Below are 24,561 nucleotides of genomic sequence, written 5' to 3'. Positions count from 1 at the left end.
CTATGCCACTAACGTTCGCCGCGTCGGTAGGGTGCCATCAATGCCGCGGGGACTTCGGCTCTGCGGGCGACAAGGACGAGCGCAACGATCGAAAGTACATACGGCGCCATAAGGAACAATTGATATGGCACACCCTCAACCGTTGTCTGTAATCGCAGTTGGTAGGCATCGAAGAAAGCGAACAACATCGCGCCAATCAAAGCCTTGCTGGGCCGCCAGCTAGCGAAAACTACCAATGCGATGCAGATCCAACCGCGCCCTTGCACCATGCCCGGGAAAAAGCTGTTGAACGCCGTTGTGGTCAGGAAGGCTCCGCCGACCGCCATCAAGGCCGACCCGACAACAACTGCGCCGATACGGATACGGATCGGGTTCAGCCCCTGCGCCTCAACCGCATGAGGGTTCTCTCCGGTCATACGAATAGCCAACCCCAAGGGCGTGCGGGCAAGAACATAGGCCATCACAACCACCGCAGCGAGCGCCAGATAGGTCGGCAAAGCTTGGTTAAAAAGGATCGGTCCCAAAACGGGAAGATCTGACAGGACCGGAATATCGAGCGGCTTAAAAGCCTCGATCGTAGGGGGCAAATCTCCCACCTCAACAAGCAACCTGTACAAGTAATAGGCTAAAGCGGATGCAAAAAGCGTTATGCCCAGCCCTGAGACGTGTTGCGAAAGCCCTAGTGGAACTGTCAGCATGGCATGAAGCAATCCCATCACCGCGCCGCAAAACGCTGCAAAAATGAGGCCTGCAAGCAATGGTGCTCCCATGTAGACGACAAGCCAACCGCTCATCGCCCCCATGGTCATGATCCCCTCGATTCCCAGATTAAGCACGCCCGAACGTTCGCAAAGCAACGCACCCAGAACACCAAATATGAGCGGTGTCGCAATACGCAGCACGGAAGCCCAAAGACTGGTATTCAGCAGCAGGTCAATTGCATCACTCATCTGCGCACCCGGTAGGTTGTGAAAAGAAGGGCCACGATCATGGTGAGTAGGCAAAGCGCCACAATCACATCGGCAATGAAACTGGGAACACCCGTCGCACGGCTCATGGCGTCGGCCCCGACAAAGACGGTGGCGACGAAAACAGCGGCAGCGACCACTCCGGCCGGATGCAAAGCGGCGAGCATGGCGACGACAATGCCTGCATAACCAAATCCGGGGCTCATAGTGGTGGTGACACCCGCAGTGACCCCCATGACTTCGACAGACCCGGCAAGCCCAGCCAGCGCGCCCGAAAGCAGGGCCACACCCATGATCGTTCGGGGCAGGGAAATTCCGGCAAAAGCAGCAGCGCTGGCATTTAAACCTGCGGCGCGTGTTTCAGCACCAAAAACAGTGCGCGCAAGGATCAGCCAAACAGCACCTGCCGCAGCGATAGCAACAAGCAGCCCGATATGGAGACGTGTACGGGGGATCAGATCCGGAAGGCGGTATTCACCGTCTACGGGCACCGAAGAGGGCCACCCAAAGGCCAGCGGATCGCGCATAGGACCCTCAATCATGAGACCAACGAAAAGGATCACGATGAAATTGAGTAGCAGGGTTGTCACCACCTCATCTACGCCGAAACGCAAGCGTAGAAAGGCAGGCCCTGCCAACAGGGCCGCGCCTGCCGCCATGCCTGACAACATCAAGATCGGAATACCTATCCACCCTGGAACCCCGAGTGAATGACCGATCCAAGCGGTGATTAGCGCCCCAACAAAGAACTGTCCCTCGCCCCCGATGTTCCAAAGCCGCGCTCGGAAGGCGACAGCTGCGGCAAGCCCCGTAAAGATAAGCGGAGTGGCGCGGGTCAGCATCTCGGCGATCGAAAGGCGCGAGCCGAATGCGCCATTCACCATTTCACCATAGGCTGCTAGCGGATTTGCGTCAGCAGCAGCGATGAGACCTGCGGCCAAAAGCAATGCAGCAAAGATCGCGGCCAGTGGTGCAATGATCGCGAGGTGCAGCGGCACATGTGAGCGTCGTTCAAGCCGCATCGTCGTTTTCCTTCCAGACACCTGCCATCATCAAGCCAAGGCGTTGTGGGTCGGCTTCATCCGCCGATATCGGTTCTGACAAGCGACCTTTTACGATGGCCTGTATTCGGTCTGACAGGGCCACAGCTTCTTCCAATTCTTCCGAGATGAGCAGGATTGCGGCACCTTCCGCCCGCGCTGCCAAAAGCTCGGCATGAACTGAAGCAATTGCCCCTTCATCAAGACCACGCGTCGGCTGATTTGCGAGCACAAAGCGCGGCCCATTGGTCAGAACCCGGCCAAGGATCAGTTTTTGCATATTGCCGCCGGACAGCAGCCTTGTTCGCGTGTCGGGGCTGGCGCCGCGGATATCAAAACGCTCGATTAGCCCCGAAGTGTAATCCCGGGCGGCGCGTTGTCGAACAAAGCCGCGGTGCGAAAATTCCGGTGTGCGCAAGCGCTCAAGCACCGCGTTTTCCCACAAACTCAATTCGCCCACAACGCCTTCAGCATGCCGGTCTTCAGGCACCCTGCCTGCCCCCGCGCGGATCATGCCGCGCGGACCCAGATGGCCGATATCTTCGTCCAAAAGTGTTAACTGACCCGCACTCGGGTGTGCCAATCCTGACAGCAGCGCTCCGAGGGAAGACTGACCATTGCCTGAAACGCCAACGATACCAAGGATTTCACCGGCATGGACAGCGAAAGACACATCATCCAGCCGCAATTCACCATCTTCTTCTACGCTCACATCCTTTGCGATCAGGACTGGCGCTCCAATCTCATGGTCTTGACGCACAGGACGCTCGACCTTGCGGCCAACCATCAGTTCCGCCAATTCTTCTGGTGTGGTTTCGGGTGTTTTGCGTTCCGCGACCATCCTGCCGCCACGAAGCACCGCCACACGGTCAGAGGCTGCCATGACCTCATGCAGCTTGTGGCTGATGAAGATAAGTGAGAGACCTTCTTTCGTCATATCGCGCAGCGTCTCGAACAGGCGCATCGCCTCGGGCCGGGCCAGAACCGCAGTAGGTTCATCCAATATCAAAATACGCGCGTCGCGATAGAGCGCTTTCAGAATCTCGACTCTTTGTCGTTCACCAACAGATAGCGAACGAACCTTGGCCTCTGGGTTTACAGGCAGGCCGAACCGCTCTGAAATCTGCAACAGTTTCTTGCGTGCCTCACCACGAGCGGAACGCGTGCGCGTCAGCGGTTCAGAACCCAGCATTACGTTTTCAAGAACCGTGAGGTTGCCCGCAAGCGTGAAGTGTTGGTGTACCATTCCCACACCCACCTCGATCGCTGCGCGTGGTTGACCCGGGGGCAGCTCTTTGCCAAACACCCTGACCGAGCCTTCGTCGGCTGCGTAATGGCCGAACAGGATATTCATTAGCGTGGTCTTACCCGCACCATTTTCGCCCAGAAGAGCAAGAATTTCACCTTTTTCTAGTGTTAGGGTCACATCGTCATTGGCGGTGAGTGTTCCGAAATGCTTGGTTATGCCGTTTAGTTCCAGAACCTTGTTCATGTGGTCAGGCCTGCGATTGCGTGTGGAAAAGGGATTGCGGGCGCGCGGGCTTCGATAAGTGCGCCAAGTTTCAGCAGAGCAAAATCCGAGCCGGGGGGACCAATCAGCTGAACGCCGATTGGAAGACCATTTGCCATGCCAAAAGGCAGCGCCAAAGCTGACAAGCCCGCTACATTTGCAAGTGCTGCGTTCGGGGCAAAAGCCTCGAGCCGCGCCATGTGATCGTCTGGGGAGGAGCCGGACAGATCCAAAGCGCCAACAAAGGGCGGCGCAGACGAGAGGATCGGCATCAGGACAGCATCGGCAGACTTAAAAAGCTTGCGAGATCGATTTGTCAGACGTGCGAGTTGTCGCGAGGCCGCAAAAAGCGCCGTGGCGGATGTCGCACGGCCCTCGGCAGCCATGGCTGCGGCAAGTGGTGGAATCTCATTATCAGTGATCTTGAGCGCAGTCAGCCACTCGGCCAAGGAAACAGCGAGCATGGTTCGGGCGATTGCGTGAGCCTCATCCCCCAATTGGTCGGGGGCACGAATATCGCGCACCTCACAACCTGCATCGCGCAGCACGTCGGCAGCACTTTTCGCGGCCTTGCACTGGTCGGCACCGCACCGCTCCGGCAAGGCCAATGCGACACGGGGGCGTTCTGGCAGATATACCGGGGCCATGGGCTGGGCTACCGCGTCAAAGGCGGTCTTCACATCGCGGACCGACCGCGCAAGGACCAGCTCAGAGGCTATGCCCATCAGGTGATTAGCAAAATCGGGGCCTCCGGGCACCGCGCCACGAGAAGGCTTGAGCCCGGTCAAGCCGCAACATGCAGCGGGAACCCTGATGGACCCGGCGGCATCCGTGGCATGAGCAATTGCAACAATACAAGCCGCAACCGCGGCTGCTGCGCCGCCGGATGAACCACCGGGTGACAGTGCAGGGTTCCATGGATTACGGGTCACAGCCGCGTCATCGGGTTCGCATGTTAGTGAAAGGCCAAAGGGCGGTGTTGCGGTCAAGCCGAAAGGGATCAGGCCGGTTCGGCGAAGACGGTGCAGCAGGTGGCTGTCGCTTTCGGGTCTACGACATCGCGCACGGATTGCTGCAGATCCTGCCGCCGCAGGAAGCCCTTTTGCGAAACCCCCTAGGTCTTTCACCAAGAACGGAACCCCATGAAATGGCCCGCGCTGGTCTGGTGGCAAGGCGTCTGCCACCTTTGCCCCATCGCGGGCCATTTCTTCGTCCAGATATACCACGGCCCCCAAATCCGCCCGTGCGTGGCAGGCGGCAAGGCTGGATTCCATCAGTTCGCAGGCAGAGATCTGCCCTGCCGTGATGGCAGCTGCAAGAGCCGTGGCATCGGTCACGTCAAGACCCTCTGGATCAGGAGGGCTCGCTTTCATCAATCGGAACGTCCCATTCACCGGATTGAATCGCGGCCTGTTTGGCCTCCATCCCCGGAATGGCGTCGGCCGGCACTTCATCGGCGACATAGATCAGTTCATTGCCGCCATGGGCCATAAAAGAATATTCCGTGTAGTTACGACCTGTTGGATTGCCGGCCTGAACATCCGCCACGATGGCCTCGATTGTGGGACCGTAATTCCAGATCGCATTGGCAAAGACGGTGCCCGGGTAGCGTGGAGTATAGTCGATCAGCGAACCGATGGCCTTTACACCTCGCGCTTGGGCCGCATCCGCAGTGCCAATGCGCTCACCAAACAGTATGTCCGCGCCCGCATCGATCTGGGCAATCGCAGCTTCCTGCGCGCGGGCCGGATCGAACCATGCACCGATAAAACCGTTGACGAAGGTGGCGTCTGGGTTCACTTCGCTTACGCCCATGCGGAAAGCATTGATCAACAGGTTCACCTCGGGGATCGGATAACCACCGACCGAGCCATAGACATTGCTTTCGGACATTTGACCCGCGAGCATACCGGCCAGATAGGCTGCCTCGTGGTTGCGTGTGCCAAAGACACCGAAATTGTCACCTTCTGGCCCACCGGAAGACCCCATCAGAAACGCGGTGTCGGGGTAGTCGCCCGCCACTTCGCGTGCTTCACGCTCCACAGCATAAGATTCACCCCAGATGATTTGCGCACCTCCCTCGGCATATTCGCGCATCGCGCGGGGATAGTCGGTCGGAGCTACTCCTTCTGAAAACTCATAATCTATCAGGCCAGCGTCAGCAGCTTCCTGCATCGCCAGGTGAATGCGGCTGTTCCACGCATTTTCAACCGGAGACATGTGCACTCCGGCGACGCGGATCGCAGATTGCGCATTCACGCGACGGATATAAGCCGGCAGGGCCAGCGTGGCCGCAGCGCCTACCATCAGTTGACGGCGGGTTGTGGTGAGTTTCATTGGTAGATCCTCTTCTGTTGGTGGCAATTCTTCTTGTTATTGAGCTTCCTAAGTCTTTGGCCTGGGCGCGTAATCTGCGGGATCCAGGGTCGTGGGACGGCCAGGCAAAGAAAGCGCGGCCATTCGTGGTTCCGTGCGGGCCAACACCTTTCCGTTTTTGATAACGGCAAGCCGGGTGGCTTTCATGCGAACTGCTTCAATCGGGTCCTTCGCTTGCAGCACAACCATATTGGCAGGGCCGCCTTCGCGGATCGTCGGGTCGGGCAAGCCCATTGTTTTGGCACCATTCTGAGTCACGGATGTAAACGCCCACTCCATCGCCTCGCGGGATGTCATCGGCACGGCATGCACGCCCATATGAGCCACTTCCAACATGTCGGCGGAGCCAAGCGAATACCACGGGTCCATCGTGCAATCCTGCCCAAAGGCGACATTTACACCTGCCGCGCGCAGCTCTGGCACTCGGGTCAGCCCCCGACGACGCGGATAGGTATCCGAACGGCCTTGCAGCGTGATATTGATGAGAGGATTGGGCACCACGTTCATGCCACTTTCTGCGATTAGCGGTATGAGCTTCGATGCATAGTAGTTGTCATACGAGTGCATAGCGGTGACGTGACTTGCCGTTACCCGCCCGCCAAGCCCAAGGCGCGTGGTCTCATGGGCTAAGGTTTCCACGTGGCGCGACATTGGATCGTCACTTTCATCGCAATGCAAATCCAGCATCAGACCTCGGTCTGCCGCTATCTCGGCCAGTCTTCTGACGGACCGGGCGCCTTCCGACATTGTACGTTCAAAATGCGGGATGCCGCCCACGACATCGACACCCATATCAAGCGCTTGGATCAAGTTTTTTTCTGCGTTCTCTGCGCGGTAAAGGCCATCTTGCGGGAATGCCACCAGTTGCAGATCAATATAGGGAGCGACCTGCTTGCGGACCTCCAACAGCGCTTCGACGCCAACCAAAGTTGTGGATGAAACATCCACATGCGATCGGATGGCCAGTAATCCCTGCGACACGGCAAGGTCGCAATATCGCATGGCGCGTTCAATTACTGCTTCGGGTGTCAGCAGGGGCTTCAATTCGCCCCAAAGCGCGATGCCTTCCAATAGTGTACCCGAGACATTCATGCGAGGCGTTCCGAGGCTCAAGGTCGCGTCCATATGGAAGTGCGGGTCGGTAAACGGGGGCGAAACCAAGCGCCCAGCCGCGTCAATGTCTTCGCCTGCTTCAGCCTCGATCTTGGGGGCAATCTTTGCGACGCGGTCGCCCATGATCGCAATATCCACCGGCCCTCGGCCATCCGGCAGTTGGGCTTGTTTAATGATGATGTCGAGCATTCATCTTCCCCCAAATTTGACCACAAGGTAAAAGTATTCTGATAAAATGCTACATTTTTTTGCTGTGTTTCAGGAACCAGCGCTTCGGATTGTCTGACGCAATTCGGATGCCTGCAAGGCGGAATGCGAACGCAGCAATTCGTCGTGTCGATGGACGGCGGCTATAGAGCCATCCGCGCCGTCCAAATGTCCTGACCGCATTAAATTGATAGCGCGGTTGTCGTCTTGGCACCAATCAAATTGCTGCGGCATCAAGACATTTGGTCAAAACTGACAAGTGCGACGTGTGCCAACCAACAGTACGATCGACGACTTGGCAACGCCCCTACTTCCCCCAATCCTGATCCTGCATTTCTCGTAGGCGAGAAGCGGTTCGCTCAAATTCAAAAGTACCTTCGCCCTCGACATACAGCATCTCGGGCTCAGCCGCAGCAGAACAGATCAACCGAACCTTGGCCTCATAGAGCGCGTCGATCAACGTCACAAAGCGTTTGGCCTCATTGAAGTTGTTGCGGGACAGACGGGGAATATCCTCTAGCACCAGAACCTTGACCGTTTCAGCGATGGCCAGATAGTCCCCAGGCCCCAGCATCCGTCCACACAGGTCGTAAAACGAGGCCCGCGCAACCCCATTGCGAAAAGCTGGGAGCTCAACAGCGCGACCTTTGACCTGCAAGATCAAGGGCTCTGCCGTGCCGCCTGACAGATCCGTCCAAACGGCGCGTATCTTCTCACGCGCTTCCGGGCCAATTGGCGAGAAATAGACCGGCGCGCCCTCAAGGCGGTTTTGGCGGTAGTCGGTCGGTGAGACCAGCTCCCACACCTGAAGCTGCTCTTTGATATGGGCAATGAAGGGCAAAAACAGCTGTCGGTTCAAACCGTCCTTGTACAGTTCATCCGGATGCCGGTTCGAGGTCGTTACGATGACCACCCCCCCCGCATGCAGCAGATCAAACAGGCGTCCGACGATCATGGCATCGGTGATATCGGTGATCTGCATTTCGTCAAACGCCAGCAGCTTGACAGATTTCACGACCTCCTGCGCGACCGGGGCCAGCGCGTCTTCAACACCCTCCTTGCGTGCCTTGTGCATACCCGCATGGATTTCCTGCATGAACGCGTGAAAATGTACCCTCCGCGCCGGTATATCTTCCAGCGCATCGACGAACATATCCATCAGCATGGACTTCCCACGTCCAACCCCGCCCCACAGGTACAACCCTTTGGGCGGCGGCGGAGCCTTGCGGAACAATCCCCGCTTCACCGGCGCGCTCAACTCGGCCCGGATACGCTCGAAATGCGGCAGAACGGCTTCCTGCGCGTCATCCCGCGTCAGGGACCCATCGGAGATACGTTCGTTATAAAGCGAAATCAGATCCGTCATGGGTTTGAGCCATAGCGCCCGCACTACGCGTTGAAAAGCAGGCATTTTCAGGCACGCATCAATTTTCCTTATGTCGAACCGCAAATCTACTGAATTGACGGGCCGACGAAAAACAGTAGCGTCGCAAGACTTGTTTGTCTGAGGTCCTAATGCCGCACTCCGCACGTCTGCTGAATCCAATTCTGATCGTGGGCTGTATCATCATTACAGTCAGTTTCGCGGTGCGCGCCTCGTTTGGGGTGTTCCAGATTCCGATCGCCTCTGAGTTCGGCTGGCTGCGCACCGATTTCTCAATGGCAATTGCGATCCAGAACCTGGCCTGGGGGATCGGGCAGCCGATCTTTGGCGCTATCGCTGAAAAGATCGGCGACCGAAAGGCCATCGTTCTTGGTGCGTTGACTTATGCCGCTGGTATGGTGCTTTCAGCCTGGTCCGTCACTCCGTTTGAACACCAGATCTACGCATGGTTGGTCGGGTTTGGCATTGCAGGGACCGGCTTCGGCGTGGTTCTGGCTGTGGTTGGTCGGGCGTCCTCTGACGAAAACCGATCCATGTCTTTAGCCATCGTCACGGCTGCGGGCAGTTTCGGTCAGGTTCTAGGTGCGCCTACGGCCGAATGGATGCTGACCTTCCTGCCCTGGCATCAGGTTTATATTGTGTTCGCCGTCGCAATTCTCTGCCTGGTGCTGATCCTGCCTTTCATGCGCGCGCCTCAGCCAAGCAGTAAAGCAGAGTTGGAAGAAAGCATGGGCCAGATCTTGGGGCGTGCTCTCCGAGATCCGTCTTACACGCTGATCTCACTCGGCTTTTTCAGTTGTGGCTATCAGCTCGGCTTTATCACAGCTCACTTCCCAGCATTCGTGACCGAGATGTGCGGCCCCATCCAGCCGGGTGGCGTGCTGCATTCGATAGGCATTACGACCACGTCCGCCTTGGGTGCGTTGTCCATTTCGCTGATTGGGCTGGCTAATATCGGCGGCACGCTTTTGGCAGGCTGGGCTGGGAACCACTTCCCTAAGAAATACTTGCTGGCCATCGTATATACGGCGCGCACGCTGGCTGCTGTCGTGTTCATCATGTTTCCGATCACCCCAATTTCGGTCATCGTTTTTTCGTTGGCTATGGGCTCTCTCTGGCTGGCTACAATACCGCTGACATCCGGTCTGGTCGCGCATCTCTATGGTCTGCGCTACATGGGTACGCTGTATGGAATTGTCTTCCTCAGCCACCAACTTGGAAGTTTCCTTGGTATCTGGCTGGGCGGTCGGATGTATGACGTCTATGGCGACTACACAATGGTTTGGTGGATCGGTATCGCCGTGGGCGCGTTTAGCGCGATTGTCCACCTGCCCATTCGCGAGAACCGAGGTCCAACCCCCGCCGCTGCATAGCTGGGCGCACCCTCAGCGCGGCACGCGCTGCTTGGCCCAACAGGCGAGGGCGCATCTTTGATGCGTCCTTGACTGACGGGAGGGTCAGCCGCGCAGCGCTGCTCGTAATTCCCGCTCCAGAGCGTCCAAGAACCGCGAGCGATCGGCCTTTCCAAACGGTTTGCCGCCACCTCCTGAGCCCAGAGGGTTTGCAGCCCGAAGATCCGCCATCAGGTCGCGCATCGCCAGTTGCTGGCCGATATTGGCAGCTGTGAAAGCCTCTCCATTTGGCCGCAGCACACGAGCACCGGCCTCGACGCACTTAGCCGCCAGCGGGATGTCCGAGGTAACCACCACATCGCCGGTTCCGCAACGCTCGGCGATCCATTTGTCCGCCTCATCCGCGCCCTCGGCCACAATGACGACCTGCACCAGAGGGTTTGCCGATGGCCGCAACCCGCCATTCGACACCAGCGCCATAGGCACTTTGTGTCGGGTGGCGACCCGCTCAGCCTCGGCTTTCACAGGGCAGGCGTCTCCATCGACATAGAGCGTTGTCACGCCTTCTTTGCCTCTTTCTTTGCGGGTTCAACAGGCTTTTTCTTGACCTTGAACTCTTCGGGGATCGGCATCCGATTGAAGGCATCCAAACCCGCGATCTTATAGGCCTCGGCCAGCGTCGGATAGTTGAACGTGTTTTGCACGAAGTAGTCCACGGTGCCTTTCAGGTTCAGTACGGCCTGCGCGATATGGATCAGCTCCGTCGCGCCTTCGCCCACGATCTGCACACCAAGCACCCGGCGGGTTTTCAGGGAAAACAGCATCTTCAACATGCCATGTTCCAACCCCATAATATGCCCGCGCGAGGTTTCGCGAAACCGCGCTACGCCGACCTCGTATGGGATACCGCGCTCCTGCAACTCTTCCTCGGACATGCCGCAGGTTGAGATTTCGGGCACGGAGTAGATCCCGTAAGGATACCAAGGGCTTTCCGGCAAGGTTGGGGTTTCAAGCGCGTGACAGGCCGCCACGCGCCCCTGTTGCAGAGAGGTTGAGGCCAGCGAAGGGTGCCCGATCACGTCGCCAGTAGCGTAGACATGCGGCACTTCGGTTTGGTAGGTCTTGCGATCCACGCTAATCCGGTTGCGGTGATCGGTTTCCACGCCCACAGCTTTCAGATTCAGCGTCGAGGTCGCGCCCATCCGACCGGCAGCAAACAACAGCATCTCGGCCCGGACGTGACGACCGTTTTCAAGAGTGACCTCGACATGCTCGCCCGCATCTTCGATCTTTTCGACGGCCGAGCCGAGCCGCAGATCCACCCCATTTTCGCGGATCTGATGGGTGAAATCGTGGATCAGGCGTTTGTCGATGAAATCAAGGAAGGTGTCGCGCGGCTCGATCAGGGTGACACGGACATCCAGGGCCGAGAACATAGTGGCGTATTCTACGCCAATCACCCCGGCACCGATCACGACCAACGACCGAGGGATCTCGGCCATTTCAAGGAATTCATCGCCATCCACAACGGTTTTGCCGTTGAAAGGCACATAGTCCGGGCGATAGGTTTTGGTTCCGGTCGCAATCAGGAACTTTGCGGCGGTCAGGCGGGTTTTCTCACCGCTATCCGTCGCCACCTCGATCTCATGCGGGCCCGTGAACGAGGCCAGCCCGTTCAGGGTATCCACATGGTTTCGGTTGAACTGATGCTCCAGCACGTCAACTTCGTGGTCCAGCGTCATGTGCAGCCGGGCCTTCAGATCCTCGGCGCGGATCTGCTCCTTGACCCGGTAGGAGCGGCCGTAAAAGCTGCGCTCACGCCAGCCCGAAAGGTTCAGCACGGTTTCACGCAGGGTTTTGGACGGGATCGTGCCGGTATGCACCGATACGCCTCCGAAACGATCGTGCCGGTCGATGACCAGCACCCGACGCTTCAGCTTGCCCGCCTGAATCGCTGCCGACCGGCCCGAAGGGCCAGACCCGATGATGATCAGGTCATAGTCATACTTGCTCATGCCTCAGTCTCCGTACAGCGCTTCGGCGTGGAACGTGATGTGGTCTTCCATGAAGGTGGACACAAAGAAATAGGAATGGTCATAGCCTGGTTGCAGACGATAGGTCGCCTGCTGGCGGCGCTCAGCGATGGCCGAAGCCAAAGTTTCAGGGCGCAGGAGGTCGATGAACTGGTCGTTGGCACCGGTGTCGATCAGGATAGGGCCGTCAAAACCGACCTCTTTCATCAGGAGCGAGGCGTCATGCTTGGCCCAAACAGCCTTATCATCGCCCAGATAGGCGCTCAGCTGTTTGCGGCCCCAATCTGCGCCTGTCGGGTTCGAGATTGGCGCAAAGGCCGAGACCGAGCGATAGCGCCCCGGCAGGTTCATCGCCAGTGTCAGCGCACCATGGCCGCCCATCGAATGGCCGGTGATAGCCTGACGGTCCGTGTCGATGGCAAAATTCTCAGCGATCAACGCGGGCAGTTCCTCGGCCACATAGTCCCACATGTTGAAATGTGGGGCCCACGGGGTTTGCGTTGCGTTGACGTAGAAACCCGCGCCTTGGCCAAGGTCATAGTCTTCGTGGTCCGCGACGCCTTCGCCGCGGGGCGATGTGTCGGGGAACACGATGGCGATGCCCTGTTCGGCGGCCCAGGCCTGTGCACCGGCCTTGGTCATCGCGTTTTCATGGGTGCAGGTCAGGCCAGACAGGTACCACAACACCGGAACGGGGCCGTCCTTGGCCTCGGCGGGCAGGAACAGGCCAAAAGTCATATCGCATTGGCAAGGGGTTGAGGCATGGCGGTAGACACCTTGCACACCACCAAAACAGGCATTTTCCGAAAGGGTTTCCATCTGGTCGAGTCCTTAAACTAGGGTCGCGCCATGGCTATCGCCCTAAGGACGCCGCGTAAAGTGCGGCAGTCGCCCTGTGCGTGACTTTTTGGTGGGGTTGCGCGCTCACAAAGCGGTAAGCCATCCGATGATCAGCGGAACCGTCAGAATACTGGCCGCCGTAGACAGCAGGATCGCCGCCGAGGCGCGATGAGGTGCAACCCCGTAATGCGCCGCCAGCATGTAGACATTGCCCGCAACCGGTAGTGCGGCGGCGGCAATCGCAACCGTGGCCGAGAATGTATCAACAGGAACCAGCCACAGCAGGGCGACGGCGACACAGGCGGGGTGGACGATGAGCTTGCAAAAGCTGAGCCAGCCCGCGATTTGGATCCGCTCCGCCGATTTTCCGGCTAGCGAGGCGCCGATTGCAAACAGTGCTCCGGGCGTTGCGGCCCCACCCAGAATGGTCAGAAAATCGTTCATCGGGCTGGGGATCGGGATCTGCAGCGCCGACCAGATCAATCCGGCCGAGATCGACACGATCATCGGATTCTTAAGCAACCCGACCCCGATCAAACGCAGCGTTTTGACCGTCAGCTTTCCGTCCCGGCCGCCATTGATCAGGATTACGATGAGCGAGGAAAACACGACCAGATCCACCGCAAGGATCAGCATGACGGGTCCGATCGCGGCCTCGGACAGCAGCATGGCCAGCATGGGCAGGCCGAGAAACCCGACATTTCCGATGGCGGCACACTGGGCCTCAACGGCAGCGGTCGGGATGTCGAGGCCCCGTATCCAAGCCACCAGCGACGCCAGAGCATAGACCGCCAGTGTGCCGATCAGATAACCGATGATCAGCCGCCCATTGAAGATCTCGGCAAAGGGCAGGGTGGCGGCAAAGCGAAACAGCATAGCCGACAGGGCAAAGAAAAAGACGAATTTCGTCAGATAGGCGGTGGCTTCCTCTGTGAAGAACCGCGTGCGCCCGGCCCAGTAACCCAGGCCGATGATCACGAAGAAGGGAAGGGTACGCAGAAAGATCTCGACCATGGGTACCCTCCTAACATGGATTGCGCGACCTGCAAGTCACGGATCGAACAGCGTTTTGGGTGACGGCCCGTCAGAAAACACCAAGAATCCTTGTGTCTGAACAGATCGGTTTATAAATTCGATCCACAACCCGCTGAAGGAGCCATCATGACCCAGACCGCCACCATCCTGCGCACCGGCCGAAAATTCGACCAGGTTCTGCGCGGGGCCCGAGAAGTTTTTCTCGCGGATGGGTTCGAGGGGGCAAGTGTGGATGACATCGCGCGGGCGGCGGGTGTCTCAAAAGCGACGCTGTATAGCTATTTCCCCGACAAGCGCCTGCTGTTTATTGAGGTGGCGCAAACCGAGTGCCGCCGCATGGCCGAGCGTGTGATCTCGATGATCGACGAAACCAAACCCGTGCGCGAAGTTCTGACGATTACCGCGACGCAGTTGGTCAGCTTTTTCGTGTCGGATTTCAATCGCCAGATTTTCCGCGTTTGCGTGGCTGAACGGGATCGATTCCCGGAACTTGGACGCGTTTTTTATGAAGCTGGGCCTCAGAACGGTCAGCGCAAGATGGTCGAGTATCTGGAAAAGGCCGTTGCAAAGGGTGAACTGGTAATCGAGGACGTGACGATCGCGGCCGAACAATTCGCCGAGCTGTGCAAAGTTCGCCTGTGGCTGCGCGCTGCCTTTGGTATTCAGGAAGAGTTCTCTCAGGCCGAGATCGATGAGGTTGCCCTGCAAGCTGTCGACATGTTCATGGCCCGCTACGGCGTTTGACAAAGTGAAATGGTCTGCAGCCCCATCTGCAGACCATTCCCACTCGTTAAAAACATACTCGTTACCTGAGTACCCACTCACTCAATAAAAGTTTTGGCCAACCGGTCACTGATGGGCTGTGACAGATAGGCGATCACGGCCCTCTCGCCGGTATTGACGAACAGATCAGCCGGCATACCGGGCACCAGATCCAGCGCGGCCACCGCTTCGGGCTGCTGGGCATCCAGTTTGACCCGCGCCTTGTAGTAGGGCTCGCCCGTGCGTTCGTCTTCTAAAGCGTCGGCCGAGATGTCGAAGATCTTGCCGCTGGCCTCGGGGACGTCTGCCTGTGCAAATGCCGACAAGCGGATGCGGGTGGACTGGCCGATCCGCAGCTTGTCGATGTCACCGGTCTTGACCCGCGCCTCGACAATCAGCGCCTGATCCGCCGGGACAATGTCCATGATGTGTTCGCCCGGACGAATGACGCCGCCCGTGGTCGAGGCCGCCAGATTGACCACCCGCCCGCTGGTCGGGGCCAACAGCTCGATCCGCTTGCGGCGCTCGGCGGTGCCTCCATATTGCGGGCGAACCAGATCAAGCTGCGCTTCGACCACCGCCAGTTCCCCCGCGATCACCTCATCCCGCAGCTTTTGCTGGCTGATCAGCGTCAGCTTCAATTCCCTGACCTGATTTTCCGCCTGTGCAATTTGGGTGCGCAGTGAGGCATCGACGCCGTAAAGCCGCTGCAGCTCAATCTGGCGCGAGCTGACGCGGGTGGCTGCCACCAGCCCTTTGTCCAGTAGGGTCTGCAGGTTGGTCAGTTCGGTCAGCGTGATCTCGATCTGGTTCTGGGTCCTGACACGCTGTTCGGCCAGCCCCTGCGCTTCGTCTTTAAGGCCCGAGATCCGCTGCTCATTGATCCGGGTTTCTGTCTGACGGGCGCGGGCTTCGGCGTCAAACAGCTGCTTCTGCGTCAGATAGGCGGAGGTCCAGTGCAGCCGCTCCATTCCCGCCTGAAAGCCTGCCATGGCCGAAGCCTCATCAAACCGATCCTGACCGCTCATCTGTGCCAGCAGGCGGGCGCGGCGGACCGAAAGCTCACCCATCTGACTGCCCAGCACATTCAGGTCGACGTCGATATCGGTGCTGTCCAGCCGGATCAGGGGTTGACCTTCTTGAACGAAATCTCCGTCGGCAATCAGGATGTCGCGGATGATGCCGCCGTCCAGATGCTCGACCGTTTTGCGATCGCCTTCGACCACAAATGAGGCCGGGGCAACCACCGCCCCGTCCAGTTTCGAGGCGAAGGCCCAGTAGGCGCTGCCTCCGACAAAGGCCATCAGGGTGATCATGCCAACCCAGACATAGTGCCCGATCCGGGGGGAGGCGTCCGAGATGTCTATGAACTCTGCCTCATTCAGCGACAACGCATTGCGAGAGGCGTTGTGCGGGACAATCTGTGTCATTGGGCTGCTCCTGTGATTTGCGTTTCCGGGACGGGCTGAGGGGTCGGGCGGGTGCCCTTGCCCGAACTGTCCAGAACATTGCGGCGATTGACTTTCAGCACGTCATCTTTGTCGCCAAACTGGGTCTGGGACCCGTTGCGCATGACCATGACCTTGTTGGCGACCTGCAGGGTTGCGGGGCGGTGAGTCATGACGATGGCGATGGAGCCGCGGGCCTGAGTGGCCAGAATGGCATCGCGCAAGGCCTGTTCCCCTTCGGCATCCAGATCCGAGTTCGGCTCATCCAGCACCAGCACAAACGGGTCACCATAGAGGGCGCGGGCCAAGGCCAGACGCTGCCGCTGACCGCCGGACAGAAAGAACCCCTGACCGATGCGCGTTTCATAGCCTTCGGGCAGGGTGCTGATCATCTCATGAATGCCCGCCTCCTGCGCGACGCGGAAAACCTCAGCGTCGTCGATGGCGACCGAAAAGCGCGCGATGTTTTCGCGGATCGTGCCGTCGAATAGCTCGACATCCTGCGGCAGGTAGCCGATCTGTTTGCCCAAATCCTCGGCGTTCCATTTCGACATCGGGCTGCCATCCAGCAGAACCTCACCCCGTTGCGGGTGCCAGATCCCGGCCAGCATCTTACCCAGCGTCGTCTTGCCAGAGCCGCTATGGCCAATGACAGCCAGAACGTCGCCCGCGGCCAGATCGAAGTCGATACCCCGAATGGTGGCATTGATCGCGCGCGGCGGCCCGGCTTGAGCGATTTTCGCGTCCAGCGTTTTGAAGGCGCGCGGCAGATGCAGATTGGGAGTGTCTTCGGCGAACTCCTCTGTCAGCGCATTGATCTTGGCGTAGGAACCGCGCGCGGCCAGAAAACCACGCCATTGGCCGATGAGCTGATCAATCGGCGCCAGCGCGCGCGCTAACACGATGGTGGCGGCGATCATGACGCCAGCGGTGGATTCGCCGGTAATGGCAAGGGCCGCGCCCAGGCCAAGAATGGCTGATTGCAGGCCCATGCGAATGGTCTTCGACAATACCGAAAAACCGGCGATACGATCAGCTGCGCGTGTTTTGTGCGCGTGGGCGTCGATTTGGAGGGCGGTCCAGCGGCGCACCAGATCAGATTTCATACCCAGCGCATGAACCAGTTCGGCATTGCGATCCGAGGTCTTGAATAGCGCGTCCGAGCGCCCTCGGGCTTCGGCGGCGTTTCGCATTGGTTTCTGCGCGCGGGCGTTGTTGATCAGCGCCATGACGGTCAGGGTGACGGCTCCGGCCAGTCCCAGCAGACCCAGCAGAGGATGCAGGACGTAGAGGACCAGCAGGTAGATCGGAATCCACGGCGCGTCGAAAAAGGCGGTCAGGGTCGAGCCCGAGATGAACTCGCGAAATCCGTTGACGTCATCGACCAGATTCTCGGCGCTCTGCGCTTCGCCCTGAACCCGGCGGCGCATGGCGGCCCCAAGAACAGGCGCGCCGACGGCCATCTCGAACCGGGCGGCCAGGCGACCCAGGATGCGCATCCGCATCAGGTCGAGACAGGCGATCACGACAAAGACACCACCTAGCAAAAGGGTCAGCGCGATCAGCGTGTCGACATTCTGGCTGGTCAGGACCCGGTCATAGACCTGTAGCATATAAAGCGGCCCGGCCAGCATCAGCAGGTTGAGAAACAGGCTGAAGAAAGCGACGGCAACAAACCCTTTGCGCAACGAGGCCCATGCGGTTTGTACGGGGTTGGATTTCTGAAACATCGTCTTGCCCTTTTCCGGTTTGGCAAACGGGGCGGTCAAAGCCGCCCCGTCCGTTTTCGATTAAGCGACGAAGTCGTCTTCGGTCAGGTCGGTGGTTTTGACGCCCACCAGACGGACCGAACCTTCGGTGCCGAACGAGATCACAGCGTCGTTGCCATCCTGAGCAACATTCACAGCGACGCCGAAATCGGGGCCGAAGTCACCGAATTGCAACTGGTCGAGGCCGACTTCGAAGTCCTGGATCACGTCGTTTCCGAAATTCGCGCCGAAGGTGAAGGTATCCGCACCTGCACCGCCGATCAGGATGTCATTGCCACCCCCACCCGAGATCAGGTCATCGCCGTCACCGCCGCTGAGTTTGTTGTCCAGATCACTGCCGATGATGATGTCACCATCGCCGGATCCGATAACATTCTCGATCGACTGCAGAACATCGACTTCGATCTGGTTGTCGATGACGTCCTGACCGATGACACCCGTGCCGCCTGTGGCGTTCACGTCCAGAGTGGCGCCAGCATCTACCAGCGTGTCCTGCACGACCGGGCCATTGTTGCCGGCCGGTGCGTTGTGCAGATGGATGGCCGAGACAACACCCGGGATCGGGGTGTTCAGGTCGGCCTCGCTCAGGCCCACAACGCTCAGCTCGCTGGAGTAGGTCACCTCACCTGTGTTCAAGTTCTGGGTGATGACCACAGTGGCTTCGCCGGTGGCTTCGCTGTCGGACAGCGGGCCGGGCTCTTGCGCTGCGTCTAGACCTCCGCTCAGGGTGACGGTGCGGATGCCGTGCTCGGTCACGTCGCTGTCAACCAGCAACTGGCCGCGGATCTCACCGCCCGGGAAGTCCGAGGTGTGGATGTTGTAGTACAGGTTGCCCTGTGCTGCCTGCTCCACGAACTGGGCCCCATTGGCGATGTTCGAACCGAACTGATCCGGTGCTGCAACAACCGCGTCCACAACCGATACGTTGAAGCCGGTATCGCGAGTGGCGGTGCCGTTGCCATTGGCGTCCAGACGCACCTCGACCGCGACATCCAGATCCGAGAAATCGGCAGTGTCGATGCCTTCACCACCGTCGATGAAGTCATTGCCCAGACCACCGGTCAGAACATTGTCCGCATCGCCAGCGATCAGAACGTCGTCGCCCGCGCCACCAACGATATTGCCGTTGGTGGTGCCCAGATCGACAAAGATGTCATCGCCAGCGCCCAGCAGGACGTTGCCGTTGATTACACCTTCGTCGTCATTGACGATGGTCACGTCACCCGCATCCGAGGCGTCGATTGCATTGACCGTTCCGCGGATCTCACCTTCGTTCAGGATCGCCCCCAGAAGGTTCAGGCCACCGTCAACGCGGATACCTGCGGCTGCGTCCGAGGTCTCGGATCCTGCGATCAGGCCTTCGTTGACAACCACCCCGGCAAATCCGGCCTCGGACTGGCTGGTAAACAGGCGCAGACCGTCACCGACCTGATTGCCCTCAACCGCGTCGCCGCGACCTTGCAGGGAGCCTTCGTTCAAAACCGCAGCCGACACGATATCACCTTCGACATCGCCGGTTTGCAGCGACACGGCTGAGCCGTTATTGCCCAGACCCGCATCAACCAGACCGGTGTTGTTGAAGGTGTAGTTGTCGGCAGTGCCATCGGCATAGACGGTGCCGTTGCGCTGGTTGCCGGTGCCGAGGATTTCGCCTTCGTTGACGACCTCAAGCCCCTCACCGTCGATATTCACCGCACGGCTGTCCGACGTGACGGTTCCACGGTTCACAAACGAGCTGCCGGTATGATCACCGGTCCCGAAGTAGACGCCGTTTTGCACGCCTGCGAACACGCCGCCTTTTTCGTTGACCAATTGGCCTTGGAAGTTGACGTTGTTCACCGCGCGGAACGCGCCGACGGTTCCGTTTGCACCTTCCGACAGGACGGTGCCTGCGTTGGTGATGGAGCCGGTGAACGTGCCAGCGTTGCCGACATTACCGATGCGGATACCGTCACCTGCGGCATTGGTGCCCGCTGCGGCATTGCCGCGACCCTGGATCAGACCGTCATTGTTCAGCGAAAACGCATTCTCGCCTGCGATCTCGGCGCCAAAGCCCGAACCTTCATTGCCTTCGCCCGCGTCGATCGTGCCTGTGGACAGGTTGTTGACTGCGAAATCATCGGCGGTGCCGTCGGCATAAACGGTGCCGTTGCGCTGGCTGTCCGTGCCAAGGATATCGCCGCCGTTCACTAGGTTCACACCCGTGCCGTCGATATTCACCGCGCGGCTGTCGGACTGGATCGTGCCGAAGTTCAGAACATCCAGATCATGCGTGCCCTGACCGATGTAAAGCCCGTTTGCAGCACCCTCGATCACCCCGGTCGAGGTATTCAGGATCTCGCCCTCGGCGCTTGCGCCATCCGCGATGCGGATACCAGCTGCGGTGCCTTGCGTGCTTTCCGATGTGATCAGTCCGCTGTTGAGGATCTCGGTCTCGAGGATCGTGCCCTCGGCCCCGTTGTTGATCCGGATACCGTCACCGGCCAGACCGGTGTTCGATGCCGCCTGACCACGGCCCTGAATGGTGCCGCCGAAGCCGTTGAAGATATCGGTTTCCACACGGTCACCGACTTCATCCCCGACCTGAAGCGAGATGCCAACACCCTGATTGCCTTCGCCAGCATCCACGGTTCCGCCCGTGAAGTTCGAGATCGAGATATCCTCGGCGGTGCTGTTGGTGTAGATCGTGCCGTTGCGCTGATCTCCGGTGCCAAGGATGTCGCCGAAGTTGCGCACATCAATGCCCTGGCCCTGAATGTCCACAGCGCGGCTGTCGGAGGAGATCACGCCGCCACGGAAATTGTCCAGGCTGCCCGAGCTGTCGGGGCCTGCAAACTGAACGCCGTTAAAGTCGCCTGAGATCTCACCGAAGTTGCGCACGGCGGCACTGCCGGTGACCTGAACGCCGGTCGCCAGTGCATCGGGGCCACTATTGGCCTCGATCACGCCCGAGCGGAAGTTGAATACGTCGACATCCTCGCCCAGGGCCTGAACGGCTGCGACAGCGTTATTGGTGACGATCTCGCCAAAGTTCAGCAGGCGGGAAAAGTCATTGGCCAGAACAAAGGCGGGCGTGTCATCCACGATCGTGTTCTGGAAGAAGTTGTTGAAAAGGGTTTGGCCGTCACGTGTGGTCTCTTGCGCCAGTGTTGACGTGGTCAAGAGACGGGCGCGCAGGCTTTCTACGAATTGGGACAGCATGGGTCACTCCGTCTGGTTTGTTGCGTGGTGCAGGTGGCCCGTTCGATCGGGCAATCGACGCAACAAATCAGTAGGCCCCGCCCATTGCCGGCGGAAATTCATGGTCCAAATTAGGGGTATAACCAACGCAAATACTCACGAATTTCGTGAAGTCTTCACGAGCTGCGGCCTTGATTTTAACGGCGATGCGATGGGTGAACTCGGGTCGCTTACTTATTTGATGACGACGTTTCACCTATTTGTGACGGGATGTGGGGGTCAAATTCACCTCAAACCGCTGTCCGGGCTTCTGAAGCAAGGGGGCAGCGCGTAGTGTCACAGGTACCTTGGCCTAGCTGTTTGTTTGAATTGCCCCACCATGAACCTGAGAGACTTGGAATACGTCATTGCCATCGCCAAACACGGCCAGTTCAGTCAGGCCGCATCAGCCTGCAACGTGTCCCAGCCGGCGATGTCCAACCAGATCAAGAAACTCGAACAGGAGTTGGGGGTCGAGCTGTTCCTGCGCCTGAATAATGAGGTCCGCCCAACGGCCTGCGGTGCGCGGATCGTCGACATCGCAACCCGGATACTGAATGACGCGCAAAAGATCCGCGACACAGCGACCGAGTTCCGCGACCCTGAGGCGGTGCCCTTCACCATCGGCATGACGCCCACGCTGGCCCCATATTTAACGCAGTATTTCTCAGAGCTGTTCAGCACTTTGTTCCCACGGATGCGGGTGACGATGATCGAAGACCTGCCGCAAAACATGTTGCAGATGGTCGAAGATCACACGCTGGATCTGGCGCTGGTGGCCAAGATCAACAATAGCGACGCGCTGGATTTCACCTCGATCTGGTCCGAGCCTCTGTTTCTGGCGCTGCGCGAGGGGCATCCGCTGCATACTCTGCCCTCGATTTCTGCCGATGAGGTGCCAGTGCATGATTTCATCCGTTTGCCCCATAGCTTCGGCTATGCGCTGGAAGATCGGTTGCCCAAGCAGGATCCCTCCAGCCGTATCAGTAAGCGCTTTGATCTGACCGCTTTGCGGTTCGAGACGATCTGCCGTCATATCTGCCACTCTGACGATTGCACGATTGTTTCCGCCCTGGCGGCCGAGCAGTTCAAGCGGGACAACTGGCCGCTTTGCTTTATTCCGTTCGAAGGGCCAGGCCATCTGCGCGATCTAGGGGCGGCGACGCGTCCCAATTGCCCGCGCAAACCGATGCTGGCGCGGATCGGAGAATACATCCGCGAAAAACCCCCAATCGGAGTGATCCCGACCTATCAACCCGAGCATGTCAATCCGCCAAAACAGCCTGCGACGACCTGATCGTGTCCGGCCAAAGGGTTAGTAGGTTGTCCGCATCTGATAACCTTGATGGAAGGTCATTCTGACGAATGTGACCGGTTTGCTTTGGAACCATGTCGTGCGTTCCAGTTGGAACAGCGGTGTGCCGGGTGGCACAGAAAGAAAGTCTTGCAACTGCCCGGTGGCTGGAACCGCCGAGAAGGCGATCTCAGCATTGGAAAAGGGAACTTCGGACAGCAGCCATTCATTGGGGCCGGTGGTCACAAAGCTCTCATTTACCACGTGAGGTACGGCATCGAAATTGATCCAGCGCTCTTCGAACTGAAAGGGGCGGTTGTCGGCGTGATGCATGCATTGCAGATGCAGGATTTGTGCGCCTTCCTGCAGGCTCAGCTTGGCCTGTAGCCACGCGGGGCAGTCGATCTGCGTGCGGCTGACAAGCGCATAACGGTATTCGGCATTCATATCCTCGATCGTCTGGCGGACAACGGTGATCGGCAGTTTGGCCTGTTTGACCGGGGTGGTGACGACCCGGGTGCCGCCTTTTCGCTTACGGGTGATGATGCCCTGTTCCGCCAACTCTCGAAGCGCACGGTTCACGGTGGCACGCGCGCAGCCGAACTCGGCGGCCAGTTCCAGCTCGGTTGGAAGCAAACTGCCTTGAGGCCAGATGCGGCTTTGGATACGGTAGATCACCTCGTCACGGATATCCTGAAAACCGATGTTCTTCTGTTCCGTCACGATCTGATCCCGTTTCCTCAATAAGCTTATTCATAATATGTATGGCAGGCGACCCTCGCGTAAAGAGGATGCCGAGCGTTACAAGTTAGGCAGTATCTCGGCTATGGCTTTTCTGTACCGCGTCACGATCTGGTCACGTGCCACGTGTTGACCCTCCTTGACCTTGTGTCGCCCAGCGGACCAGAGGTCGGTCACCACTCTGTCTTGTGCGGCAAACACAAGCCCGTCCAGCAACTGTTCAGGTCGCAAAGCGCACAGCGCCGGGTCGCTGCTGTCGATGGCAATAAGGTCGGCCAAAGCGCCCTCAGCGATCTGCCCCGCGTTGCGACCCAGCGCTTGCGCTCCACCCGTCGCGGCGCCGCAATAGAGGGTTTGTCCAACGGACCCTTCGCCAACCACCAACACATTGCGTGACAAGTCGCGCAGGCGTTGGGAGTACTCCAGCGTCCGAAGCTCCTCGGTTAGTGAAATCTGGATATTGGAATCTGATCCCACACCGAATGCTCCGCCTGCGGTCAGGTACACAGCGCCGTTGAACGGGCCGTCGCCCAGATTGGCTTCGGTAATTGGGCAAAGGCCTGCGACAGCGCCGGAGGCCGCCAATGCGCGCGTCTCTTCATCCGTCATGTGGGTGGCGTGGATCAGGCACCAATGCCTGTCGACAGGGGTATTGCCCAGCAGCCATTCGACCGGGCGCGCGCCCAAACCAGCCTGTACTTGCGCAACCTCCTTGGGCTGCTCGGCTATGTGGATATGGACCAAACCACTGTGATGGCTCAGCACTTCATTGAGATCCGAGGGCGAGGTCGCGCGGAGAGAATGTGGGGCAATACCGACCTGGACGTCCTCGGGAAGTGCAGCGGTGGCCGCTTTGGCCTCGTCCACCAGTCGGAGGAAACGAGTCACGTCGTTGCCGAACCGCTGTTGCCCGGGTTCCAACGGCACTTCTCCTACCCCGGCATAGGAGTAGAGGACGGGCAGATGCGTCAGGCCGACGCCTGTTTCGATGGCGGCGGCCATGATGCGGTCGGACAGCTCGGCCAGCCGCTCATAGGGCGCGCCGCCGGGTTGATGGTGCAGATAGTGGAATTCTCCGACGGAGGCGAACCCAACCTCCTGCATCTCCATATAGACAAGTGCGGCGATGGCCTGAATCTGATCGGGCGTCAGTTGTTCAGTGAAGCGATACATCACATCGCGCCACGTCCAAAAGCTGTCCCGCCCGGCGCGCCGATATTCGGTCATGCCAGCCATGGCCCGCTGAAAGGCGTGACTGTGCAGGTTGGCGAGCGCAGGCAACAGGGTGTCGACCGTGACATCTGCGTCCTGCGCTTTGGCGTCGGCTGTCAAAGCGGCGATATGCCCGTCTTTCAGTTCCAGCCTGACATTTTCTGCCCAACCTGTTGGTAGCAATGCGCGCGTCGCGAAGATGGTCATTCGGCTCTCCATTTTATGGATAGACATAAAACATATTGGAATGTACTAGAA

General features: G+C 58.9%; 19 protein-coding genes. 3 read left to right on the top strand and 16 right to left on the bottom strand.

The genetic code is table 11. The features are described 5' to 3' along the window. Nucleotides 1–8: 8 nt before the first annotated feature. The 7 genes from ACR0IP_RS07965 to zapE form a co-directional block, all read right to left on the bottom strand. The gene (locus tag ACR0IP_RS07965) at nucleotides 9–950 is read right to left on the bottom strand and encodes an ABC transporter permease (protein WP_170377319.1); all 942 of its coding nucleotides are present in this window, start codon (nucleotides 948–950) and stop codon (nucleotides 9–11) included. Next, nucleotides 947–1,990 carry an ABC transporter permease gene (locus ACR0IP_RS07960; RefSeq protein WP_480524851.1) on the bottom strand — a complete coding sequence of 348 codons (1,044 nt, stop codon included), beginning with the start codon at nucleotides 1,988–1,990 and terminating at the stop codon, nucleotides 947–949. The genes ACR0IP_RS07965 and ACR0IP_RS07960 overlap by 4 nt, the downstream gene beginning before the upstream one ends. Beyond that, entirely contained in the window at nucleotides 1,980–3,500 is a 1,521-nt protein-coding gene (locus tag ACR0IP_RS07955; RefSeq protein ID WP_480524849.1) for an ABC transporter ATP-binding protein, read from the bottom strand. The genes ACR0IP_RS07960 and ACR0IP_RS07955 overlap by 11 nt, the downstream gene beginning before the upstream one ends. Next, entirely contained in the window at nucleotides 3,497–4,891 is a 1,395-nt protein-coding gene (locus ACR0IP_RS07950) for an amidase (protein WP_480524847.1), read from the bottom strand. The genes ACR0IP_RS07955 and ACR0IP_RS07950 overlap by 4 nt, the downstream gene beginning before the upstream one ends. Continuing rightward, nucleotides 4,872–5,855, bottom strand: coding sequence for a BMP family protein (locus ACR0IP_RS07945; protein ID WP_480524845.1), 984 nt, complete (start codon nucleotides 5,853–5,855; stop codon nucleotides 4,872–4,874). Before ACR0IP_RS07945 ends, ACR0IP_RS07950 begins: the two co-directional genes overlap by 20 nt. 48 nt (nucleotides 5,856–5,903) lie before the next feature. Further along, nucleotides 5,904–7,196, bottom strand: a complete 1,293-nt coding sequence (locus ACR0IP_RS07940; RefSeq protein ID WP_480524843.1) for an amidohydrolase family protein — start codon at nucleotides 7,194–7,196, stop codon at nucleotides 5,904–5,906. Between the two features lie 325 nt (nucleotides 7,197–7,521). Beyond that, complete coding sequence (zapE, locus tag ACR0IP_RS07935) at nucleotides 7,522–8,580, bottom strand: cell division protein ZapE (RefSeq protein WP_480524841.1); 1,059 nt, start codon at nucleotides 8,578–8,580, stop codon at nucleotides 7,522–7,524. A gap of 149 nt (nucleotides 8,581–8,729) precedes the next feature. On the opposite strand from zapE, the gene ACR0IP_RS07930 reads away from it, so the two are divergent. Further along, nucleotides 8,730–9,971 carry an MFS transporter gene (locus ACR0IP_RS07930; RefSeq protein ID WP_480524839.1) on the top strand — a complete coding sequence of 414 codons (1,242 nt, stop codon included), beginning with the start codon at nucleotides 8,730–8,732 and terminating at the stop codon, nucleotides 9,969–9,971. Between the two features lie 84 nt (nucleotides 9,972–10,055). Here the strand turns inward: ACR0IP_RS07930 and ACR0IP_RS07925 are convergent, their stop codons facing one another. The 4 genes from ACR0IP_RS07925 to ACR0IP_RS07910 all read right to left on the bottom strand — a co-directional run bounded on the left by ACR0IP_RS07925 (nucleotide 10,056) and on the right by ACR0IP_RS07910 (nucleotide 13,837). Beyond that, a complete protein-coding gene (locus ACR0IP_RS07925) occupies nucleotides 10,056–10,511 on the bottom strand; it encodes a YaiI/YqxD family protein (protein WP_170690455.1) in 456 nt (151 codons plus the stop codon). After that, on the bottom strand, nucleotides 10,508–11,965 hold the full coding sequence (sthA, locus tag ACR0IP_RS07920) for a Si-specific NAD(P)(+) transhydrogenase (RefSeq protein ID WP_170377338.1): 1,458 nt from the start codon (nucleotides 11,963–11,965) through the stop codon (nucleotides 10,508–10,510). The genes ACR0IP_RS07925 and sthA overlap by 4 nt, the downstream gene beginning before the upstream one ends. Nucleotides 11,966–11,968: 3 nt before the next feature. Next, on the bottom strand, nucleotides 11,969–12,802 hold the full coding sequence (fghA, locus tag ACR0IP_RS07915) for an S-formylglutathione hydrolase (RefSeq protein ID WP_480524837.1): 834 nt from the start codon (nucleotides 12,800–12,802) through the stop codon (nucleotides 11,969–11,971). A 105-nt stretch (nucleotides 12,803–12,907) separates the two neighbouring features. Continuing rightward, a complete protein-coding gene (locus tag ACR0IP_RS07910; protein WP_480524835.1) occupies nucleotides 12,908–13,837 on the bottom strand; it encodes an AEC family transporter in 930 nt (309 codons plus the stop codon). A gap of 147 nt (nucleotides 13,838–13,984) precedes the next feature. Between ACR0IP_RS07910 and ACR0IP_RS07905 the strand changes: the two genes are divergently transcribed. Continuing rightward, the gene (locus tag ACR0IP_RS07905; RefSeq protein ID WP_480524833.1) at nucleotides 13,985–14,602 is read left to right on the top strand and encodes a TetR/AcrR family transcriptional regulator; all 618 of its coding nucleotides are present in this window, start codon (nucleotides 13,985–13,987) and stop codon (nucleotides 14,600–14,602) included. A 77-nt stretch (nucleotides 14,603–14,679) separates the two neighbouring features. Here the strand turns inward: ACR0IP_RS07905 and ACR0IP_RS07900 are convergent, their stop codons facing one another. The 3 genes from ACR0IP_RS07900 to ACR0IP_RS07890 are packed head-to-tail and all read right to left on the bottom strand — an operon-like array spanning nucleotide 14,680 to nucleotide 21,038. Continuing rightward, nucleotides 14,680–16,050, bottom strand: a complete 1,371-nt coding sequence (locus ACR0IP_RS07900; protein WP_480524831.1) for an HlyD family type I secretion periplasmic adaptor subunit — start codon at nucleotides 16,048–16,050, stop codon at nucleotides 14,680–14,682. Beyond that, nucleotides 16,047–17,837 (bottom strand): type I secretion system permease/ATPase, encoded by a 1,791-nt coding sequence (locus tag ACR0IP_RS07895; protein WP_480524829.1) that lies wholly within the window; start codon nucleotides 17,835–17,837, stop codon nucleotides 16,047–16,049. Before ACR0IP_RS07895 ends, ACR0IP_RS07900 begins: the two co-directional genes overlap by 4 nt. A gap of 21 nt (nucleotides 17,838–17,858) precedes the next feature. Then, nucleotides 17,859–21,038 (bottom strand): beta strand repeat-containing protein, encoded by a 3,180-nt coding sequence (locus tag ACR0IP_RS07890; RefSeq protein WP_480524828.1) that lies wholly within the window; start codon nucleotides 21,036–21,038, stop codon nucleotides 17,859–17,861. 358 nt (nucleotides 21,039–21,396) lie between these two features. On the opposite strand from ACR0IP_RS07890, the gene ACR0IP_RS07885 reads away from it, so the two are divergent. Next, nucleotides 21,397–22,353: a LysR family transcriptional regulator gene (locus tag ACR0IP_RS07885; protein WP_480524826.1), complete on the top strand. Its 957-nt coding sequence runs from the start codon at nucleotides 21,397–21,399 to the stop codon at nucleotides 22,351–22,353. 18 nt (nucleotides 22,354–22,371) lie between these two features. Here ACR0IP_RS07885 and ACR0IP_RS07880 read toward each other — a convergent pair whose 3' ends face one another. Beyond that, nucleotides 22,372–23,073 carry a GntR family transcriptional regulator gene (locus ACR0IP_RS07880; protein WP_170690479.1) on the bottom strand — a complete coding sequence of 234 codons (702 nt, stop codon included), beginning with the start codon at nucleotides 23,071–23,073 and terminating at the stop codon, nucleotides 22,372–22,374. A gap of 78 nt (nucleotides 23,074–23,151) precedes the next feature. Beyond that, on the bottom strand, nucleotides 23,152–24,510 hold the full coding sequence (locus ACR0IP_RS07875; protein WP_480524824.1) for a formimidoylglutamate deiminase: 1,359 nt from the start codon (nucleotides 24,508–24,510) through the stop codon (nucleotides 23,152–23,154). Nucleotides 24,511–24,561: the final 51 nt, after the last annotated feature.

The organism is Ruegeria sp. AL11, from assembly GCF_056540865.1.
Note: the sequence above shows the minus strand (reverse complement) of the source record. Positions and strands in the feature narration are given on the sequence as shown.

Coding starts and splice junctions, on each gene's coding strand:
- ACR0IP_RS07965 (WP_170377319.1), bottom strand. CDS start 950: ATGAGTGATGCAATTGACCTGCTGCTGAATACCAGTCTTTGGGCTTCC.
- ACR0IP_RS07960 (WP_480524851.1), bottom strand. CDS start 1,990: ATGCGGCTTGAACGACGCTCACATGTGCCGCTGCACCTCGCGATCATT.
- ACR0IP_RS07955 (WP_480524849.1), bottom strand. CDS start 3,500: ATGAACAAGGTTCTGGAACTAAACGGCATAACCAAGCATTTCGGAACA.
- ACR0IP_RS07950 (WP_480524847.1), bottom strand. CDS start 4,891: ATGAAAGCGAGCCCTCCTGATCCAGAGGGTCTTGACGTGACCGATGCC.
- ACR0IP_RS07945 (WP_480524845.1), bottom strand. CDS start 5,855: ATGAAACTCACCACAACCCGCCGTCAACTGATGGTAGGCGCTGCGGCC.
- ACR0IP_RS07940 (WP_480524843.1), bottom strand. CDS start 7,196: ATGCTCGACATCATCATTAAACAAGCCCAACTGCCGGATGGCCGAGGG.
- zapE (WP_480524841.1), bottom strand. CDS start 8,580: ATGACGGATCTGATTTCGCTTTATAACGAACGTATCTCCGATGGGTCC.
- ACR0IP_RS07930 (WP_480524839.1), top strand. CDS start 8,730: ATGCCGCACTCCGCACGTCTGCTGAATCCAATTCTGATCGTGGGCTGT.
- sthA (WP_170377338.1), bottom strand. CDS start 11,965: ATGAGCAAGTATGACTATGACCTGATCATCATCGGGTCTGGCCCTTCG.
- fghA (WP_480524837.1), bottom strand. CDS start 12,802: ATGGAAACCCTTTCGGAAAATGCCTGTTTTGGTGGTGTGCAAGGTGTC.
- ACR0IP_RS07910 (WP_480524835.1), bottom strand. CDS start 13,837: ATGGTCGAGATCTTTCTGCGTACCCTTCCCTTCTTCGTGATCATCGGC.
- ACR0IP_RS07905 (WP_480524833.1), top strand. CDS start 13,985: ATGACCCAGACCGCCACCATCCTGCGCACCGGCCGAAAATTCGACCAG.
- ACR0IP_RS07900 (WP_480524831.1), bottom strand. CDS start 16,050: ATGACACAGATTGTCCCGCACAACGCCTCTCGCAATGCGTTGTCGCTG.
- ACR0IP_RS07890 (WP_480524828.1), bottom strand. CDS start 21,038: ATGCTGTCCCAATTCGTAGAAAGCCTGCGCGCCCGTCTCTTGACCACG.
- ACR0IP_RS07885 (WP_480524826.1), top strand. CDS start 21,397: ATGAACCTGAGAGACTTGGAATACGTCATTGCCATCGCCAAACACGGC.
- ACR0IP_RS07875 (WP_480524824.1), bottom strand. CDS start 24,510: ATGACCATCTTCGCGACGCGCGCATTGCTACCAACAGGTTGGGCAGAA.